The organism is Ramlibacter pinisoli, assembly GCF_009758015.1.
GTDB lineage: Bacteria > Pseudomonadota > Gammaproteobacteria > Burkholderiales > Burkholderiaceae_C > Ramlibacter > Ramlibacter pinisoli.
Genome location: NZ_WSEL01000009.1, coordinates 1013403 through 1029518, shown reverse-complemented (window position 1 = coordinate 1029518; position 16116 = coordinate 1013403). Strand labels below are relative to the sequence as shown.

Below are 16116 nucleotides of genomic sequence, written 5' to 3'. Positions count from 1 at the left end.
CGATGATCGACCGCGCGGACCGCAGCGGCAAATACCAAGACGGGGCCATGCCATAACATGGCGTTATTGCACCCCGCCACCAGCCGTGAATCTGCGCCAGATCGAAGTCTTCCGTGCCGTGATGCTGGCCGGCTCCGTCACGGATGCGGCCCGCCTGTTGCACGTCTCGCAGCCCGGCGTCAGCCGCATGCTGGGGCACATCGAGCTGCAGCTGGGCTTGCGACTGTTCGAACGCAGCCGCGGGAAGCTGCGACCCACGCCGGAGGCGCAGGCCCTCTTCGCGGAGGTGGAGCAGGTGTATCGGGGCGTGCAGCGCATCGACGACCGCGCCCGCGAACTGAAGGAGGGGGGTGGGCCGACCTTGCGCGTGCTGGCAAGCCCCAGCACGGCGTTGGAGACCGTGCCGCGCGTGTTGTCGCAGCTGGCCGGCCGCTTTCCGGCGGCGAAGATCTACCTCGAGACCCAGCTCGTGCGCGAGATCGTGGAGCGGCTGGTGCGGCACGAGGCGGACATCGCGATCTCCACGCTGCCCATCGAACACACCTTGCTCACCTCGGAGGTCGTGGGAAGCTGGGCCATGGTGTGCGTGTTCGCCGCAGGCCATGCCTTCGAGGCACGGCGCACCGTCAGCGCCCGCGACGTGCTGATGCAACCCCTGATCGCCTTCAGCCCCGATACACCCCAGGGGCGGCTGATCGCCGACTGGTGCCGCGAGCACCGGCTGGAGCCGAACACCCAGATCGAGGTGCGCGCCGGACAGGCGGCATGCGCATTCGCCGCAGCCGGTGCCGGGGTGGCGATCGTGGACGACCTCACCGCGCGTGCCTGGTACGGGGGCAAGCTGGCCTATCGGCCGCTGCAGAAGTCAGCCGTGTACCAGGCCTATGCCGTCCACAACGCCAACTTCCCTCCTTCGGTGCTGGCGCAGGCCTTCGTCGGGCAGGTGAAGGCGGCCTTCAAGGCGCCGCGGCGGCCGGCCGCAGCGTGACCTGTCCGGATCCGGTTTCCACGCGGCGCGCAAGGTCGGCGAAGCCGAAGAACTCCAGGTAGGCCGGCACCTGGTGGTCCAGCATGGCGCCGCCGCGATGCACCGGCAGGCCGCGTTCCTGCGCCGCGCGCAGCAGCGCCGTGGTGGCCGGCTTCATGATGATGTCGCACACCAGGGTGCCGGGTGCCAGGCGCGCCGGATCCAGGGGCAAGGGATCTTCGGGCCGCAGGCCGAGCGGGCTCGCGTTGATGACGATGTCGCAGCCCTGCGCGTCCGGGGCCGCTTCCACGCGAAATCCAGTGCCAGGATAGTGCTCGCGCAGCCTGGCCGCCAGCGTCTCGGCGCTGCCTGCCTGCGGATCGAACACCTTGACGAGCGCGGCGCCTGCGGCCCCGAGCTTGGCCGCGATGGCGGCGCCTGCACCGCCCGCTCCCAGCAGCAGGATGTTGCGTCCCGCCGGGAGGTGGCCGGCCGCGTGCAGCCCGCGCACGAAGCCCGTGCCGTCGAAGAGGTCGCCTTCGAAGGTCCCGTCCGGGCCGCGCCGCAAGGCGTTCAGCGAGCCGGCCACGCGGGCGTCCGCGCCGAGGCGATCCGCGGCGGCGCACAGCACCTTCTTGTAGGGAACGGTGACGAGCAAGCCGCCCACGCTGGACGAGGCGAGCAGGGCGCGGCAGGTCTCCACCACGCGTTCCGGCGGCAGCGCCAGGCCGAACGAGACAGCGGCGATGCCGGCGCGGGCGAAGAGATCGTTGAACACGAGCGGCGCCCGTACCTGCGCGACCGGATGGCCGATGACGGGGAACAGAAGGCTTTCGCCGGACAGTCGGCGCCACGCCGTGGAGAACTCGGAATCCATGCGCCGATGCTAGAAGGGAGCGCATGGCGGCGCCAATACCAAACGGTTGCAGGGGGATAACGCCAGGTTATGCGGCGGAGGGTTGGTGCGAAGCGCCTGCCGGGAACGGCAGGCGCTTGTCCTGGCCAGTGGCCGATGTGGAATGGGCAGCGTCAGGTTGCCGGCCTGATGTTCTGGTTGACGCGGAAGACGTTCTTCGGGTCGTACCGCGCCTTGATGGCGGCGAGACGGGCGTAGTTGTCGCCGTAGGTCGCCTGCACGCGGCCGTCCGCTTCGTCGTCCATCATGAAATTGACGTAGGCGCCCTCCATGTTGAAGGGGTGGACCGCCTTCCAGTAGGCGCGTCCCCAGGCCTTGAGCGCCTCCGCCTTGTGCGGGTCCGGATCGATCCCCGCGATCACCATCGACCAGGTCGCGTCACGCGTGTTCCATGCCGTTGCGTCCTTCGCGACGCGCTGGGCGGCGCCGTCGATCGGGTACAGGTGCATCAGGCACAGGTCGCTTGGCGCAGCGGCGGCCTGCGCGATGTGCGTATCGATGGCCGAACCCGACAGGTTCTTGACGAAGTCGCCCTTCCAGTACCACTGCAAGCCCTTCGGGAAGAACGGATCGAACAGCGAATTGATCGCCGGGAACGGCATCTCGCCCATCCAGTTGAAGATCGGCGCGGGCAGCTTCCCGAGCAGCTGGGCCATGAGCTTCTCGCCTTCAGCCGCACTGCCGTTGTAGCTGCCGATGATGGCGCAGGCGCGCCGCCCCCAGTAGTCCTTCGGGAACGGGTCCATCGGCGGCACCGTCTTCAGCCCCACGAACACGCCCAGGTCTTCCGGTGCCGTGGGGAGGAAGTCGCGATAGGCGGCCATCACCGCCTTGGCATGGGTGGCCTCCCAGAAGATCGGCCCGGCATACACCATGCGGACCGGATGCGCCTTGAACAGGAAACTCGTCACGACCCCGAAGTTGCCGCCGCCGCCGCGCACCGCCCAGAACAGATCGGGATGCTCGTGCTCGCTGGCCGTCACGAAGCTGCCGTCGGCCAGCACCATGTCCACTTCGAGCAGGTTGTCGATCGTGAGGCCGTGCTTGCGCGTGAGGTACCCGGTGCCGCCGCCGAGCGTCAGGCCGGCCACGCCGGTGGTCGAGACGATGCCGAATGGCACGGCGAGCCCGAACGCATGCGTGGCGTGGTCGACGTCACCCGACGTGCACCCCGGATCCACCCGCACCGTTTTCGCCCGGGGATCCACCCGGACGGCCTTCATCAAGGACAGGTCGATCATCAGGCCGTCGTCGCAGCTGCCGAGGCCCGGGCCGTTGTGCCCGCCGCCACGGATGGCCATCAGCAGGCCGTGTTCCCGGCCCTGGTTGACCGCCGCGATGACGTCCGCCGCATCGACGCAGCGGGCGATGGCGCGCGGTTTCTTGTCGATCATGCCGTTGTAGAGCGCCCGGACCGCGTCGTAGTCGGGGTCCTCCCGGCCGATGACGCGGCCGCGCAAGTTCTGCTGCAGAGCGGAGACGATCTGGTCTGGCATGGTGTTCTCCTTTGATCGATGGCGTGTTCAAGATGGACCGGCCGACGCGCTCAGGCGCGTCAGGAAGCGACGGCCGGCTACAGGTTGCTACCCGGCGAGCGTGCGCGTCGGGGACGAATCTGCCGGATGGATGTATTCGCGCCGTGTCAGAACGGCCTCGCGGCGTATCGGCCGTGTATTGCTACGCTTTCTTGCAGGTCTCGGCTCGGTGGAACATGAAACGGGGGAGGGAGCAGAAGCGACTCGGCCGGTAGGGCCGGGCGGCGCCAGCGCACCGCCAGCGCAACCGGCCCTTCACCCTGGCGATGGACGTGCAGGACAGTACATGGCGTGTACATGGCGGTACGCGGGCGACACGGCGCGGATACGGGGCCCCACCAGACTTCGCGCGCCAACCACTGAAAGGACAGCCGCCATGGACACCTCCTCCACCACCGAACGCTATGCACGCGTCATCGAAGCCTCCAAGCGCGTGCGATGGGACATCGAGCGCGATGTCATTCGCGGCCGCCGGTTCGACTACACGCGGCCGTTCCTGCCCTCCGGCCTGTCGCTGGTCGACGAGCTGCCCTTCCTGCCGGAGGACGACAGGCGCCTGCTGAGCCAGGTGCAGGGACGGACCTACGCCTACATCTTCGGACTGGTCGAGCGGTTCATCAGCGCCAAGGTGCTGGACATCAGCCGCGAGCACTGGTTCGGCGACCAGGTCGCGCTGGAAGCGCTGGTGCGCATGGGCGACGAGGAGATCAAGCACCAGGAGATGTTCCGGCGCCTCGAGGCCCAGATGGGCCAGGACATGCCGGCCGGCTATGAGCAGACGGCGAACCCGAACGACGTCGCCCGGGCGGTGCTCGGCAAGAGCACCTGGGCCGTCATGGCGCTCACGCTCGACATCGAGCTGTTCGTGCAGGCCCATTACCGGGCCAGCATCGGCCCGCGGAACGACATCTGCCCGCTGTGGAAGGACGTCTTCCTGTTCCACTGGCGGGAGGAATCGCAGCACGCCATCCTCGACGAGCTGGAGTTCGTCGCCGAGGACCGCAAGCTGGATTCGCAGCAGCGCTCCGCCGCCGTCGATGACCTGATCGGCCTGGTCGGCGCGGTCGACGGGATCCTGCAGGTGCAGGCTGCGGCGGACGCGCGCTATTTCACGCGCTGCACGTCGACCGGCTTCACGCCGGAGCAGCTGGCGCAGATCCAGGACCTGGTCCTGAAGGCCTACCGCTGGCAATACATCGTGTCCGGCGTGATGGAGCCGCGCTTTCGCAAGGTGCTGCTGGCAACGCTGGACGGCGCGCAGGCCACGAAGATCCAGAACGCACTGGCCCCGCTGACCTACGCCATGCCGCAGCGATTGACGGAGATGGCCATCGCGGCGTGAGCATCACCCGGGGGCGATCCGCCCCGGGTGGCTTTCACGCAGTCAACCCGGGTGAGCCCCCCGGTCAGATCCGCACGCGCGTCCCGAGCTCGATCACGCAATTGCTCGGCAGCCGCAGGAAGTCCGCGATGCTGGTGGCGTTCCTTGCCATGAAGGCGAACAGGCGTTCACGCCAGAGCGCCATGCCGGGACGCCTGGTGGGGATGACTGTTTCGCGGCTGAGGAAGTAGCTGGTCTCGAACAGGTTGATGTGCAGGTCGGCCGCCGCGCACAGCAGCAAGGCACGCGGAATGTCCGGCTTGTCCTTGAAGCCGTACGTGACCTGCACGCGCCAGAAGCCGGGCCCGATGGCGTGCACCGAGACCCGATCGGCTTCGGGGACCCAGGGCTCGTCGCCGAAGACGACCGTGAGGATCACGTTGTGGTCGTGCAGCACCTGGTTGTGCTTGAGGTTGTGCAGCAGGGCTTGCGGCACGGTCTCCGGGCTGCCCACCGGGTAGATCGCCGTCCTCTTCGCGCGCCGCAGGTCCGCAGCGGGGAGCGCCTGCAGGAACGAAGCCAGCTCCGGATCGCGGTGCACGATGCTGCCGCGCAGCAGCTCGCGTCCTCGCCGCCAGCTGGTCATGACGGTGAACAGGACCAGGCCCAGCACCAGCGGGAACCAGCCCCCCGCGAGGAACTTGAGCGCGCAGGCGACCACGAGCACGAGGTCGGCCACCAGGAAGACGCCGGTGGCGCCGAGCGCGATGGGCAGGGGATAGCGCCACGCGTGCCGCACCACGAAGTACGTGAGCAGGGTCGTGGTGAACATCGTGATGGTCACGGCGATGCCGTAGGCGGACGCGAGTGCCGAGGAACTGCCGAATGCCACGACGGCCAGGACGACCGCCCCCAGCAGCAGCCAGTTGACCAGGGGAAGGTAGATCTGGCCCCGCTCCCTGGCCGAGGTGTAGAGCATCTGCATGCGCGGCGGCAGCCCGAGCTGGATCGCCTGCTGGGTGAGCGAGTAGGCACCCGTGATCACGGCCTGCGAGGCGATCACGGTGGCCGTGGTCGCGAGCACCACGGCAGGAAGCAGGAGGTCGGCGGAGAGCAGGTGGTAGAACGGGTTCTCGAGGGCTTCGGGGCTGCGCAGCAGCAGCGCGCCCTGTCCCATGTAGTTCAGGGCCAGTGCGGGAAGCACCAGGCCGACCCACGCGATCTGGATCGGGCGCCGTCCGAAGTGCCCCAGGTCGGCGTACAGGGCTTCGGCTCCCGTGAAGGCCAGCACGATGGCGCCCAGGATGGTGAAGGCCGCCCAGCCTTGCTCCTGGAGGAAGCCGATCGCATGCCAGGGATTCAGGGCGGCGAGGATGGCCGGCTGCTGCCGGATCTGGACCAGGCCTGCGGCGCCCAGTGCCAGGAACCACAGCGCGATCAGCGGACCGAACAGGCGGCCGACGAGGCCGGTGCCGAAGCGCTGCACCGCGAACAGGCCGACCAGGACCCCGAGCGAGATCGGCAGCACGTAGGGCTTGAACGCCGGGGTGGCGACCTCCAGCCCTTCGACCGCGCTCAGGACCGAGATGGCCGGCGTGATGATGCTGTCCCCGTAGAACAGCGCGGCGCCGACCACCCCTACCAGCAGCAGGGCGAGCCGCCGCCTGGCCGTCGAACCCGCGGCCGCCGCGGCGAGCGCCGTCAGGGCCATGATCCCGCCTTCGCCCCGGTTGTCGGCGCGCAGGATGAGGATCACGTACTTGAGGGTCACGATGAACATCAGCCCCCAGAGGATCACGGACACGGCGCCGATCAGGTGCGGGGCATCCAGCGGCAAGCGGTGCTCGGGCCTGAACACCTCCTTCATCGTGTACAGCGGGCTCGTCCCGATGTCGCCGTACACGACCCCCAAGGCACCCAGTGTCAGTGCGGCCCGGCTCTCCCGTCCGGCAGTCGTCGTCATGGCATCCCTCCCTTCATGGTGAGGGCACTGTGGCGGCAGCCGCGTCAGGAAAGCATATGGACCTGGCTCAGGCCGCGGCCAGCCGGTAGCCGACGCCGGTCTCGGTCAGCAGGTGGCGGGGCTCGGCCGGCTCCTGTTCGAGCTTGGCGCGCAGCTGGCCCATGTACAGGCGCAGGTAGTGCGTGTGCTCGGTGAACTCCGGTCCCCAGACATCGGCCAGCAGCTGCCGGTGGGTGACGACCTTGCCGGCGCTGCGCACCAGCCGCGCCAGCAGGTTGAATTCGGTCGGGGTCAGGTGAACGGCCCGCCCCCCCACGGCCACCTCGCGCGCCGCGAGGTCGACGTGCAGGTCTTCGTGGTCGTGCACGATGCGGGCGGGCTCGAGCGCCGTTCCCCGGTGCCGCAGGGCGACCCGGATGCGTGCCAGCAGTTCAGGGACGCCGAACGGCTTGGTCAGGTAGTCGTCGGCGCCCGCATCCAGCAACCGCACCTTTTCCGACTCGTGGTACCGGGCCGAGACCACCAGGATGGGCGTCGACTGCCGTGCGCGGACCTCGCGCACCAGGTCCGCGCCGTCGCCGTCGGGCAGGCCCAGGTCCAGCAGCAGCGCATCGGGCGTGGCGTGACGCAGCAGCGCCCGCGCTTCGCTGACCGACACCGCCGTCTGCACGTCGAAGCCTTCCAGTGCGAGCGACGACTGCAGCAGGCCGCGGATCTCTCGGTCGTCCTCGACGACGAGGATGCGCGTGCTCATGCGGCTTGCGCGGCAGGCTGGTCCGCCTCCACCGGCAGGCGCAGCACGAAGCTGCTGCCGCCACCGTCGCGCGTGCGCGCCACGAGCTGGCCTCCGTGCGCGTCGGCGATCGCGCGGCACACGGCCAGCCCGAGCCCGGCACCCCGCGGGCCGGACTGGTCGCCGCGGCGGTAGGGCCGCAACAGCGCCTGATCCTCGATGGCCCCGACGCCGTTCCCGCGGTCGTGGACCGAGACTTCCATGAAGGCGCCGCCGGCGTCCACGACCAGCTCGATGGCCGCCGTGCTGTACTTCAGCGCGTTGTCGAGCAGGTTCTCCAGCAGCTGGGCCAGCAGAACGGGATCCGCCTTGATCAGGGGAAGGCCCGATGGCACCCGGGACTGGATGCGGCGGCGCGGGTCGCGCTGCCGCACGCGTGCCAGCACGGAGCCCACCACTTCCTCGATCGACTGCCAGTCCAGGTGCAGCTCGCCGGCGTTTTCAAGCCGGGCGAGCTGGAGCGTGTTCTCGGTCAGGTTCGACAGGTAGCCCGCTTCGTCGAGGACGATGCCCATCAACCGCTGCCGCTCCGCCGGGGCGAGCCGGTCCTCCTGCGTCTGCAGCGAGGACGTAGCGGCGACGATCGCCGCCAGCGGCGTGCGGAAGTCGTGCGAGATAGCGGCCAGGAAGGTGTTCTGTGCCCGGTGCCATTCGGACTCCTTCTCCGCGGCACGGATGGAGCCACGCAGCTTCAGGCGGCCCAGGGCCTGCCCGACCAGGGCGCAGATCGCCTGTGCATGCTGGAGGCTGCCTTCGTCGTGCGACGGCGCATGGCGCACGCAGGCGGCGCCGCCGACGTAGTCGTCGGAACCGAGCGGAAGGAACCAGGCATCGAGGTCGGGCCAGCGCTCGGTGCCGGCGCCCAGCACACGCCGGTCGCGGATGGCGGCCAGCATGCCTTCGGGAATGCCGGCCGGCGTCTCGGCCGGCAGGGCCAGGGCGCCGTCGGGCCCGACCAGGCCGACCAGGCAGGGCCCGGGAAAGGCCCGGCTGAGGAAGCGCTTGCCCAGGAGCTGGATCTCGGCCGGAATGCTGGCACCCGCCAGTTCCGTCGCCAGTTGCTCCAGCTGCGACGCGCGGCGCTCATGCAGGCGTGCCACGTCGGCCTCGCGGCGCATCGCCGTCACCAGGTGGCTGATCACGATGGCCACGGTGAGCAGCGTGAGCAGGGCGACGACGTTCTCCTGCGCGTCGACATGGAACGTGAAACGCGGGGGAACGAACAGGAAGTTGAGCAGGGCGACCGCGCCCACCGCGCAGGCGATGGACCCTGGAAGCCGCACCGAGTAGGCAGCGCACGCCACGGCGAGCACGTAGAGGAGGGCCAGGCTGGTCAGCGAGGCATACCGGTCGAGCAACAGGCCCAGGCCCGTGGCCGCCGCCAGCAGCAGCGCGACCAGCGCGGCATCCCGCAGGGGCGACGCCGGGGTCGGCGGCCTGTCAAAGAGGGTGAGGTTTCTCATCGGCGCTCCAGACTAGCACCGCAGGCATCAGGAAGGTGTCAGTGCCGTGCTGGGGGCCCGGCGCTGCGCGGGGCGTCGATCAGGGCGACCGGGCGCCGCGCAGGGTGAGCTCGAAGCTGCGGCTCAGGACCGTCTGGTCGCCCTGGCGAACCTGGTACTGGCCGACGTAGCGGCCCCTGGGCCAGCCCTGTGGCGGACGGCGCACGCCGGCGAAGAGCATGCTCTGCGCCTCGTCGCGCGCCAGCGGGACCATGGTGTTGGAGGCGATCACCGTGCCGTCCGGACCCGTCAGGGTGAGGGTCTGCACGTCGCCGGTCTTCAGGCCGATCCCCCGTGCGTAGGCGACCAGGGCTGCCGCGCTGTCGTCCGGGACGTCAGGACCTTCCTCGACGGCGGCCATGCTCAGGGGCCCGCCGGCCCAGCCGGTGTTCAGCACCACGCGGGGCTTGTAGGCGAGCGGCTCGCGCAGTTCCGGGCGCCACAGGCTCTGGCCGGCCCCGCAGGCGCGTGCGGCCGCCCCGAAGGCGAACGGGTCGACCAGCGTCTCGCCGCGGTGCACCGAGAAGTGCAGGTGCGGGTACTCCGTGCGGCCGGACAGTCCCACCCGCCCGATCACGTCGCCGGTCCGGATGGAATCGCCTGGCCGCACGGCCACACTGCCCTTGGCCAGGTGGCAGTAGCGCGTCTCGAAGCCGCCGGCATGGCGAATGGCCACGCCGTTGCCGCACTCGCGCCCCTCGACCACCGCCGTCCCGGTCGTGCGGACCGACACGTCGGCCACCCCGTCGCGGGCGCGCGCGACGCGGCCGTCCGCCGCCGCCAGCACGGCCACGCCCCGGCGCTGCTGCGCGAGGTTCAGCAGGCGGAAGTCGATGCCGGTGTGGGCCTGGTAGGTCCTGGTGCCGCACTGGTAGTCGGCGGAGCCGGGGCCGGGATCGTGGTCCACATGGTTCTGGATCTCGCAATCGACACCGACCTGGCAGGCGATGGGCAGCGACAGGCTCAACGGTGGGGCTTGGGCCGATGCGAGGCAGGGCGCCAACAGGAACAACGCGGCACAGACGGGCCGTCGGAGCAGAGGCCCATGCGAATCGGTGGCGGTCGATGGGCGGGGCATCGTCGAAGCTGCACCCGGCTGCGCGGCGGCGTCCCGGCCGGCGGTCAATTCACCGTGATGTTGGCGGTCCTCACGACGTCGCCCCATTTCTTGATTTCCGAGTCGAGGAATGCAGAGAACTCGGCCGGCGTGCCCCCCATCGGCTCCACACCCATGGCAACCAGGCGCTCGCGGAACGCCGGTTGGGCCAGCAGCTTGTTCACGCCGTCATTCAGGCGCTCGATCACCGCACTGGGCGTTCGCTTGGGTGCCATCAGGCACAGCCAGGTGTAGGACTCCAGGCCCGGGAACCCTGCTTCCGTCATCGTCGGGACATCGGGCAACGTCGGCTGCCGCCGCGGCGACATGACGGCCAGCGCGGTCACCTTCTTCTCCTTGACGAAACCGGAAATGCCCGGGACCAGCTGGAACATCGCCTGGATGTTGCCGCTGAGCAAGTCCGTGGTGGCGGGGCCCGCGGCGTTGTAAGGGACATGGACCATGGACGTGGACGTCCTTTGGCGGAACAGCTCGCCTGCCGTGTGCATCGAGCTTCCGTTGCCGGTGGATCCGAACGACACCTTGTCGGGCGACTTCTTCAGGTACTCCACGAACTCCTTCACCGTGGTGGCCGGGATCGACGGATTGACCACAAGGATGTTGGCGACGCTGCCGACGACGGCCACCGGCTCGAAATCCGCCTTCGTGTTGAAGCCCGGGTCCTTGTACATGGCGGGATTGGTGGCCAGCGTGCCGGCACCGGTGAAGAGCAGGGTCTGCCCGTCCGGTGCGGAGCGCTTGACGAAGACCGCGCCGAGATTGCCATTGGCTCCGGGCTTGTTGGTCACCACGAAGCTGGCCCCCATCTGCTTGCCCAGTTCCTCGGCAACGATCCGAGCGAGCGGGTCCGTGGTGCCCCCGCCAGCGCCGAAGGGAACGACGATCTGCACGGGACCGCTTGGCCAGGGACCGGCCTGTGCCCGCGCCAGTCCAGGTGACAGGGCGAAGGCGCTGGCGAGGCCCAGGAGTGATCGACGGTCCATCATGTGTCCTTTGGGTGAAGTCGGTGGCGGGGTGGGAACTTGTCGGGAAGCTGGCCAATCCTGGCGACGACAGGCGCGATCAGTCGACGGCGGCACCGTCGCGTGCCAACGCCTTCAACTGATCGAGGGTCAGCGATTCCAGGCCCAGGGCGGGCAAGAGGTCGTTCGCCTGCGTGAAGTCGCGTCCATAGGCCGCGGAGAACAGGGCGATCCCCGCTTCGTGGAGCGGGGCGGGGACACCGACCAGGCGCCCGAGTCGGGCCGTCGGGACCAGCCCGAACGGGACATCCTCGAGCACGTAGCGCGAGTCGGCGGTCCTGGGACCGTGGCCTCCCCTGCCGCTGCGATGCATCTCCTGGTTCATGTCGGAAACACTGGCGGGGGTCACATGGAAGGACAGCGAGAAATGTTCCTTGACCGTCCTGACGTGGATGCCGAGCGCGGTGGCGATGGCCAGGCGCTCCAGGTCCAGGGCCTCGATCAGCCTTCCGACCGCCGGCGTCACGTTCTCTGCCTGGCCCCAGGTTTCTCCCCGCTCCATTCGCGTCAGGTTCAACAACGCGATCGCCAGGTGATTCTGCGGGTTCAGGTTGCTCAGGGCGATGGCCAGGAGTCCGTCCCGTTGCACGAAGCGATCACCAAAGAGATGGGTGCACAGTTCGACCGCCCGGTCCGATGCGCTCTGGGGCACGGCTGCGACGTCGATCTTCTTGCGCACCGAAATGACATTGACGTGCGTTTCGTCGCTCTTCGTCCCGGTGGTGAGCGTCGTGCCCCAGACGATGATCGGTGCGCGGATGCCACGAGCCGCCAGGAGCCGTGACAGATACAGCGCGCCGAAGGAACTGTGCGAGCTGATGATGACCGGCTGGTTCTCACGAACGTGAGGCGCCATGGCATCCATCGTGGCCTTGTGACAGAAGCCGGGAAGGCAGATCAACAGGGCGTCCGCCTCCTGGACGGCTTCGGCGCAGTCCTTCGCCACGCGGGGCGTGAACTCGAGCTCGATGGCGCCCTTGGCCACCAGTGGTGCGCCGGATGCAAACGGTCGAGTGCCACGACCGGAGGGCGACCAGAGCATGGGGCTGTGACCGGCTTGCTCCAGGAAAGCGGCAGAGCCAAAGGCCACTGCACCGGCGCCGAGAATACTGACCTTCATGGACTGGAACACCCCGAGATTCGAACGTTGGTCACGATAGTGAACAGGCTTCGCGCGGGCAAGTGGGGCCTTCCGGTCTTGACGAGCGCGGCCGGATCTGGTGTCCAGCCCATCGAACCTGCTGCGGGGGTGCCCGTGGCCGGGTCGCTAGGTCGCCGACTCTCTTTGGATCAATTCGATCTTGTACCCGTCCGGGTCGGTGACGAAGGCGATGACGGTGTTGCCGCCCTTGACCGGGCCGGGCTCGCGCGTGACGGCGCCGCCGGCCGCGCGGATCTTGTCGCAGGCGGCGTAGACGTCCTCGACACCGAGCGCGATGTGGCCGTAGGCCGTGCCCAGCTCGTAGTTCGAGACGCCGTGGTTGTAGGTGAGCTCGATCTCGGCGTGGTCGGGATTGGTGCCGTAGCCGACGAAGGCCAGCGAGTACTTCTGCTCGGGCCGTTCGGTGGTGCGCAGCAGCTTCATGCCGAGCACGCGGGTGTAGAAGTCGATCGACCGCTGCAGGTCGCCGACGCGGAGCATGGTGTGGAGGAGGCGCATCGCCGGATTATCCGGCGCACGGGCCGTCAGGCGAGTTCCTGGCCGATCATCACCGCGCCCAGGATGGCGAACACGATGAACAGCACCTTGCGGAAGGCTGCCGCCGGGGTGCGGCGCCGCAGCCGCGTGCCCACCGCCATGCCGGCGAAGGCGAACACGATGGCCAGCAGGCCGGGGGCGCTCCAGGCCGCCTGCCACGAGGTGCGGAACCCGAGCGAGGCCGCCAGCGCCACGGTGCTGACGGTGAAGGAGATGCCCAGGGCCTGCACCAGCTCGTCCTTGTCCATCTCCAGCGACTGCAGGAACACGACCATGGGGAAGAAGAACACGCCGGTGGCCGCTGCCATCACGCCCGTCACGCAGCCGACCAGGAACGCGACCGCCAGCATCCATCCGGCGCTCAGCCGCAGCCGCATGGCGGGCCGGGCCAGGCCGTAGGCGCTGTAGACCAGGAGCACCACGCCGAGGCCGATGCGCGCGCTCGCAGCGCCGCTGGCGAGCTTGGGGAAGGGCGTGAACAGCGCGCCCAGCACGATGCCCAGCCACATCGGCCACAGCGTCGCCACCGTGCGGCGCAGGTAGGGGCCCAGGCACTGCATCACGTTGGTGGCCAGCGACGGCACGACGAGCAGTGCGGCCGCGGCGGCGGGCGGCATCACCACGCCCAGCAGGGCGATGGCCACCGTGGGCAAGCCCATGCCCGAGATGCCCTTGACGGTTCCGGCCAGGAGGAAGGCGGCGGCGACGCCGGGCAGCAGCAGATCCATGGGCGTGGAGTATGCGACGGCGCGTCAGGCCGTCCGCTCGCGCCGGGTCCTCAGGCTTGGCACCTTGCGGGCCCGGAGCGCCGAGATCGCCCCGGTCGCCCGCACCGTGGCGAGCAGGGCCAGGGCGATGACCACGGCGGCGAAACCGATGGCGGTGCCCAGCAGGTTGCCGCTGCGCGCGGCCACGAAGCCGGCGGCGACCGCCGGCAGTCCCATCGACAGGTAGGACACGACGAACACCACGGCCAGCACGCCGGCGCGCTCGGCAGCGCTCGCGGGCGCGAGCACGGCGCGTACGCCGCCCTGGAAGCCACTGCCGAAGCCGATGCCGGTCAGCACGGTGGCGGCGAAGAAGGCGGCCATCGATTCCACTTCGAGCGCAGCCAGCACGCCGGCCATGCCGGCCAGCAGGGCGGCCGCGCCGATGGTCATCAGGCGCTGCTCGCTCGCCTTGCGCAGCAGCACCACCGCGACGGCAGCGCTGCCTGCCAGCATGAACAGGGCGACGCCGCCGGCCAGCGAGGCGTCGAGGCCGAAGGTCTTGCGCACCAGCGCCGGGACCAGCGAGGCATAGAAGCCGGCGACCGACCAGCCCGCCACCAGGATCGGCACCGCGGCGCGCAGGGCGCCACGGGTGGCCTGGGGCGCGGCCAGGCGGGGCCGCAGCGAGGCCAGCGCGCCGGGGCGGCGCCGCACGGGCTCGGGCATCAGCCAGACGCCCACGGCCTGCAGCAGGTAGACCGCAGCGAGCAGGGCGTAGACCAGGTGGGTGGGCTGGGGCAGGTAGCGCACCATCAGGCCGGAAAGCAGCGCGCCGGTGGCCGTGCCCAGTGCAGGCGCCACCGCGTTGGCCATGGTGCCGCGCGTGGGGTCGAAGTCGAGCATGCCGGCACCCAGGGCCGCGACCGCGGCGCCGGTGGCGATGCCCTGCAGGATGCGGCCGGCGTAAAGGGCCGCGACGCTGTCGGCGGCGGCGAACACGCCCATGGCCACCAGCTGCAGCAGCGCCGCCGCGATCACCACGGGCCGGCGGCCGATGTGGTCGCTCAGCCGGCCGGTCACGAGCAGGGTGGCCAGCAGCACCACCGCGTAGCTCGCGAAGACGGCGGCGACCTCGATGGCGGAGAACCCCCACAGCCGCTGGTACACCGGGTACAGCGGTGTCGGCGCGCTGGCGCCGGCCAGGAACGACAGGGTGATGGACCCGAGCAGCAGGAAGCTGGCAGGACGCGAGAGGGTGAAGCGCGGACGGCTCACCGAAGCCGGGAGGGCGTCGACGGTGGCGGCAGGGCAGGTCATCGGGGATTCTCCTAAGAACAGACAGGTCTGTCTGTTGCACTATACAGACCTGTCTGTTAATGTCAAACGCCATGGCCAATTCCCGAACCCCCGCCGGGACGTCCGCCGCAACGGCGGCTCCCGCGCCCGCGCGCCTGTCCGTGCGCGAGCGGCTGCTCGCGTCCGCCGACGAGCTCTTCTACCGGGAGGGCATCAACAACGTGGGCATCGACCGCGTGCTCGAGCACGCCGGCGTCGCCAAGGCGTCGCTGTACTCGACGTTCGGCAGCAAGGACGAGCTGGTGCGTGCCTACCTCGAGGGGCGCCAGCAGTCGCGCCGCGTCCGGATCGAGGAGCGCATCGCCCGCCACAAGACGCCGCGCGATCAGTTGCTCGCCATCTTCGATGCCATGGCCGAGACGCTGGCGCGGCCGGGCTTCCGCGGCTGCGCCTTCGTCATGGCCAGTGCCGAACTGCCGGGCGGCCGCGGCGCGCAGGAGGTGGTGGCGGCTTACCGCGCCTGGGTGCGCGAGCTGCTGCTGCGCCTGTGCAAGGAAGCGGGAGCGCGCCAGCCGCGCCTGCTCGCGCAGCAGCTGGGGTTGCTCTACGACGGCTCGCTGGTGGCGGGCCAGCTCGACGGCGATCCGGCCGTGGTGGCCACCGCCCGCCAGACGGCGGCGCTGCTGCTGGACGCGGCCGTTGCGCCCGCCCGGCGCGCCGCCTGAGTGCCAACCGGAGTCACGCCATGCAGACCAAGACCTTCACCGGCGGCCGCATCCGCAAGGCCGTGTGGGATCCCGCGTCGGGCCAGCTCGACCTGCACTGGGACGACCAGTCCATCAAGGCCTACAAACAGGTGCCGCAGGAGGTCTACCGCCGCCTGTGCAGCGCTCCCAACCCGGCGACCTACTGGGAGGACCGCATCGCCGAGGAGTACCCGAAGGCCACTCCGATGACGGGGCGGGGCGACGGTGGCGGCGGCAAGACGCTGAAGGACCTGTTCGGCGACCCCGATTGAGCGCGGCCGTTCGCGGCCGTCGCGCTCCCCGTGTGAATCAAGCCTTGCTGTAGGCACCGCTCCAGCGGTGCGCCAGGATGCGCTCGGCCTGTTCGCGCGCCGTGGCGACCCGCTGGGCCCGGGCGGTGAGCTGGCGCCGGGTCGGCGGGCGTTGCGCCTCGGCAGGCCGTTCGGTGAAGCGGCGCCAGTGGAACGGCGACACGGCCTCGTCCGTGGCCGGCCGGTGCTGGGTGTGCGTGGAGTTCATGGCGCCATGG

Annotated in this window: 16 protein-coding genes; 4 read left to right on the top strand and 12 right to left on the bottom strand. The window is 69.8% G+C overall.

Going from position 1 to position 16116, the window contains the following annotated elements; translation table 11 throughout:
* The first annotated feature begins 85 nt into the window (after window positions 1–85).
* Window positions 86–988 carry a LysR substrate-binding domain-containing protein gene (locus tag GON04_RS19305; protein ID WP_157399637.1) on the top strand — a complete coding sequence of 301 codons (903 nt, stop codon included), beginning with the start codon at window positions 86–88 and terminating at the stop codon, window positions 986–988.
* Here the strand turns inward: GON04_RS19305 and GON04_RS19300 are convergent.
* Window positions 957–1844: a shikimate dehydrogenase family protein gene (locus tag GON04_RS19300; protein ID WP_157399636.1), complete on the bottom strand. Its 888-nt coding sequence runs from the start codon at window positions 1842–1844 to the stop codon at window positions 957–959. The two genes, GON04_RS19305 and GON04_RS19300, sit on opposite strands and share 32 nt — an antisense overlap.
* Window positions 1845–1996: 152 nt before the next feature.
* Window positions 1997–3379, bottom strand: a complete 1383-nt coding sequence (locus tag GON04_RS19295) for an FAD-binding oxidoreductase (protein WP_157399635.1) — start codon at window positions 3377–3379, stop codon at window positions 1997–1999.
* Between the two features lie 415 nt (window positions 3380–3794).
* Between GON04_RS19295 and GON04_RS19290 the strand changes: the two genes are divergently transcribed.
* Window positions 3795–4760 (top strand): hypothetical protein, encoded by a 966-nt coding sequence (locus GON04_RS19290; protein WP_157399634.1) that lies wholly within the window; start codon window positions 3795–3797, stop codon window positions 4758–4760.
* Between the two features lie 64 nt (window positions 4761–4824).
* Here GON04_RS19290 and GON04_RS19285 read toward each other — a convergent pair whose 3' ends face one another.
* The 9 genes from GON04_RS19285 to GON04_RS19245 all read right to left on the bottom strand — a co-directional run bounded on the left by GON04_RS19285 (window position 4825) and on the right by GON04_RS19245 (window position 14862).
* Complete coding sequence (locus GON04_RS19285; protein WP_157399633.1) at window positions 4825–6702, bottom strand: potassium transporter Kup; 1878 nt, start codon at window positions 6700–6702, stop codon at window positions 4825–4827.
* Window positions 6703–6769: 67 nt separating this feature from the next.
* Window positions 6770–7456: a response regulator gene (locus GON04_RS19280; RefSeq protein ID WP_157399632.1), complete on the bottom strand. Its 687-nt coding sequence runs from the start codon at window positions 7454–7456 to the stop codon at window positions 6770–6772.
* Window positions 7453–8958 (bottom strand): DUF4118 domain-containing protein, encoded by a 1506-nt coding sequence (locus tag GON04_RS19275; protein ID WP_157399631.1) that lies wholly within the window; start codon window positions 8956–8958, stop codon window positions 7453–7455. Before GON04_RS19275 ends, GON04_RS19280 begins: the two co-directional genes overlap by 4 nt.
* 79 nt (window positions 8959–9037) lie before the next feature.
* Complete coding sequence (locus GON04_RS19270; RefSeq protein WP_198349347.1) at window positions 9038–9964, bottom strand: M23 family metallopeptidase; 927 nt, start codon at window positions 9962–9964, stop codon at window positions 9038–9040.
* A gap of 155 nt (window positions 9965–10119) precedes the next feature.
* Window positions 10120–11004 (bottom strand): Bug family tripartite tricarboxylate transporter substrate binding protein, encoded by an 885-nt coding sequence (locus GON04_RS19265; RefSeq protein ID WP_338051014.1) that lies wholly within the window; start codon window positions 11002–11004, stop codon window positions 10120–10122.
* 172 nt (window positions 11005–11176) lie between these two features.
* Window positions 11177–12268 carry an NAD/NADP octopine/nopaline dehydrogenase family protein gene (locus GON04_RS19260; protein WP_338051013.1) on the bottom strand — a complete coding sequence of 364 codons (1092 nt, stop codon included), beginning with the start codon at window positions 12266–12268 and terminating at the stop codon, window positions 11177–11179.
* A 135-nt stretch (window positions 12269–12403) separates the two neighbouring features.
* On the bottom strand, window positions 12404–12796 hold the full coding sequence (gloA, locus tag GON04_RS19255) for a lactoylglutathione lyase (protein ID WP_157399628.1): 393 nt from the start codon (window positions 12794–12796) through the stop codon (window positions 12404–12406).
* A 26-nt stretch (window positions 12797–12822) separates the two neighbouring features.
* Entirely contained in the window at window positions 12823–13563 is a 741-nt protein-coding gene (locus GON04_RS19250) for a sulfite exporter TauE/SafE family protein (RefSeq protein WP_157399627.1), read from the bottom strand.
* A 24-nt stretch (window positions 13564–13587) separates the two neighbouring features.
* A complete protein-coding gene (locus GON04_RS19245; protein WP_157399626.1) occupies window positions 13588–14862 on the bottom strand; it encodes an MFS transporter in 1275 nt (424 codons plus the stop codon).
* Window positions 14863–14933: 71 nt separating this feature from the next.
* Here GON04_RS19245 and GON04_RS19240 point away from each other — a divergent pair, with 71 nt between their 5' ends.
* Both GON04_RS19240 and GON04_RS19235 read left to right on the top strand, forming a co-directional pair.
* Entirely contained in the window at window positions 14934–15566 is a 633-nt protein-coding gene (locus GON04_RS19240; protein ID WP_181653665.1) for a TetR/AcrR family transcriptional regulator, read from the top strand.
* Between the two features lie 20 nt (window positions 15567–15586).
* Complete coding sequence (locus tag GON04_RS19235) at window positions 15587–15859, top strand: KTSC domain-containing protein (RefSeq protein ID WP_157399625.1); 273 nt, start codon at window positions 15587–15589, stop codon at window positions 15857–15859.
* Between the two features lie 37 nt (window positions 15860–15896).
* Here the strand turns inward: GON04_RS19235 and GON04_RS19230 are convergent, their stop codons facing one another.
* The gene (locus tag GON04_RS19230) at window positions 15897–16106 is read right to left on the bottom strand and encodes a hypothetical protein (RefSeq protein ID WP_157399624.1); all 210 of its coding nucleotides are present in this window, start codon (window positions 16104–16106) and stop codon (window positions 15897–15899) included.
* Window positions 16107–16116 lie beyond the last annotated feature (10 nt).

Excerpts from the sequence above, each read along its gene's own strand:
- GON04_RS19300 (WP_157399636.1), bottom strand. The coding sequence starts at position 1,844 with ATGGATTCCGAGTTCTCCACGGCGTGGCGCCGACTGTCCGGCGAAAGC.
- GON04_RS19275 (WP_157399631.1), bottom strand. The coding sequence starts at position 8,958 with ATGAGAAACCTCACCCTCTTTGACAGGCCGCCGACCCCGGCGTCGCCC.
- GON04_RS19245 (WP_157399626.1), bottom strand. The coding sequence starts at position 14,862 with ATGACCTGCCCTGCCGCCACCGTCGACGCCCTCCCGGCTTCGGTGAGC.
- GON04_RS19240 (WP_181653665.1), top strand. The coding sequence starts at position 14,934 with ATGGCCAATTCCCGAACCCCCGCCGGGACGTCCGCCGCAACGGCGGCT.
- gloA (WP_157399628.1), bottom strand. The coding sequence starts at position 12,796 with ATGCGCCTCCTCCACACCATGCTCCGCGTCGGCGACCTGCAGCGGTCG.
- GON04_RS19235 (WP_157399625.1), top strand. The coding sequence starts at position 15,587 with ATGCAGACCAAGACCTTCACCGGCGGCCGCATCCGCAAGGCCGTGTGG.
- GON04_RS19250 (WP_157399627.1), bottom strand. The coding sequence starts at position 13,563 with ATGGATCTGCTGCTGCCCGGCGTCGCCGCCGCCTTCCTCCTGGCCGGA.
- GON04_RS19290 (WP_157399634.1), top strand. The coding sequence starts at position 3,795 with ATGGACACCTCCTCCACCACCGAACGCTATGCACGCGTCATCGAAGCC.
- GON04_RS19295 (WP_157399635.1), bottom strand. The coding sequence starts at position 3,379 with ATGCCAGACCAGATCGTCTCCGCTCTGCAGCAGAACTTGCGCGGCCGC.
- GON04_RS19230 (WP_157399624.1), bottom strand. The coding sequence starts at position 16,106 with ATGAACTCCACGCACACCCAGCACCGGCCGGCCACGGACGAGGCCGTG.
- GON04_RS19280 (WP_157399632.1), bottom strand. The coding sequence starts at position 7,456 with ATGAGCACGCGCATCCTCGTCGTCGAGGACGACCGAGAGATCCGCGGC.
- GON04_RS19285 (WP_157399633.1), bottom strand. The coding sequence starts at position 6,702 with ATGACGACGACTGCCGGACGGGAGAGCCGGGCCGCACTGACACTGGGT.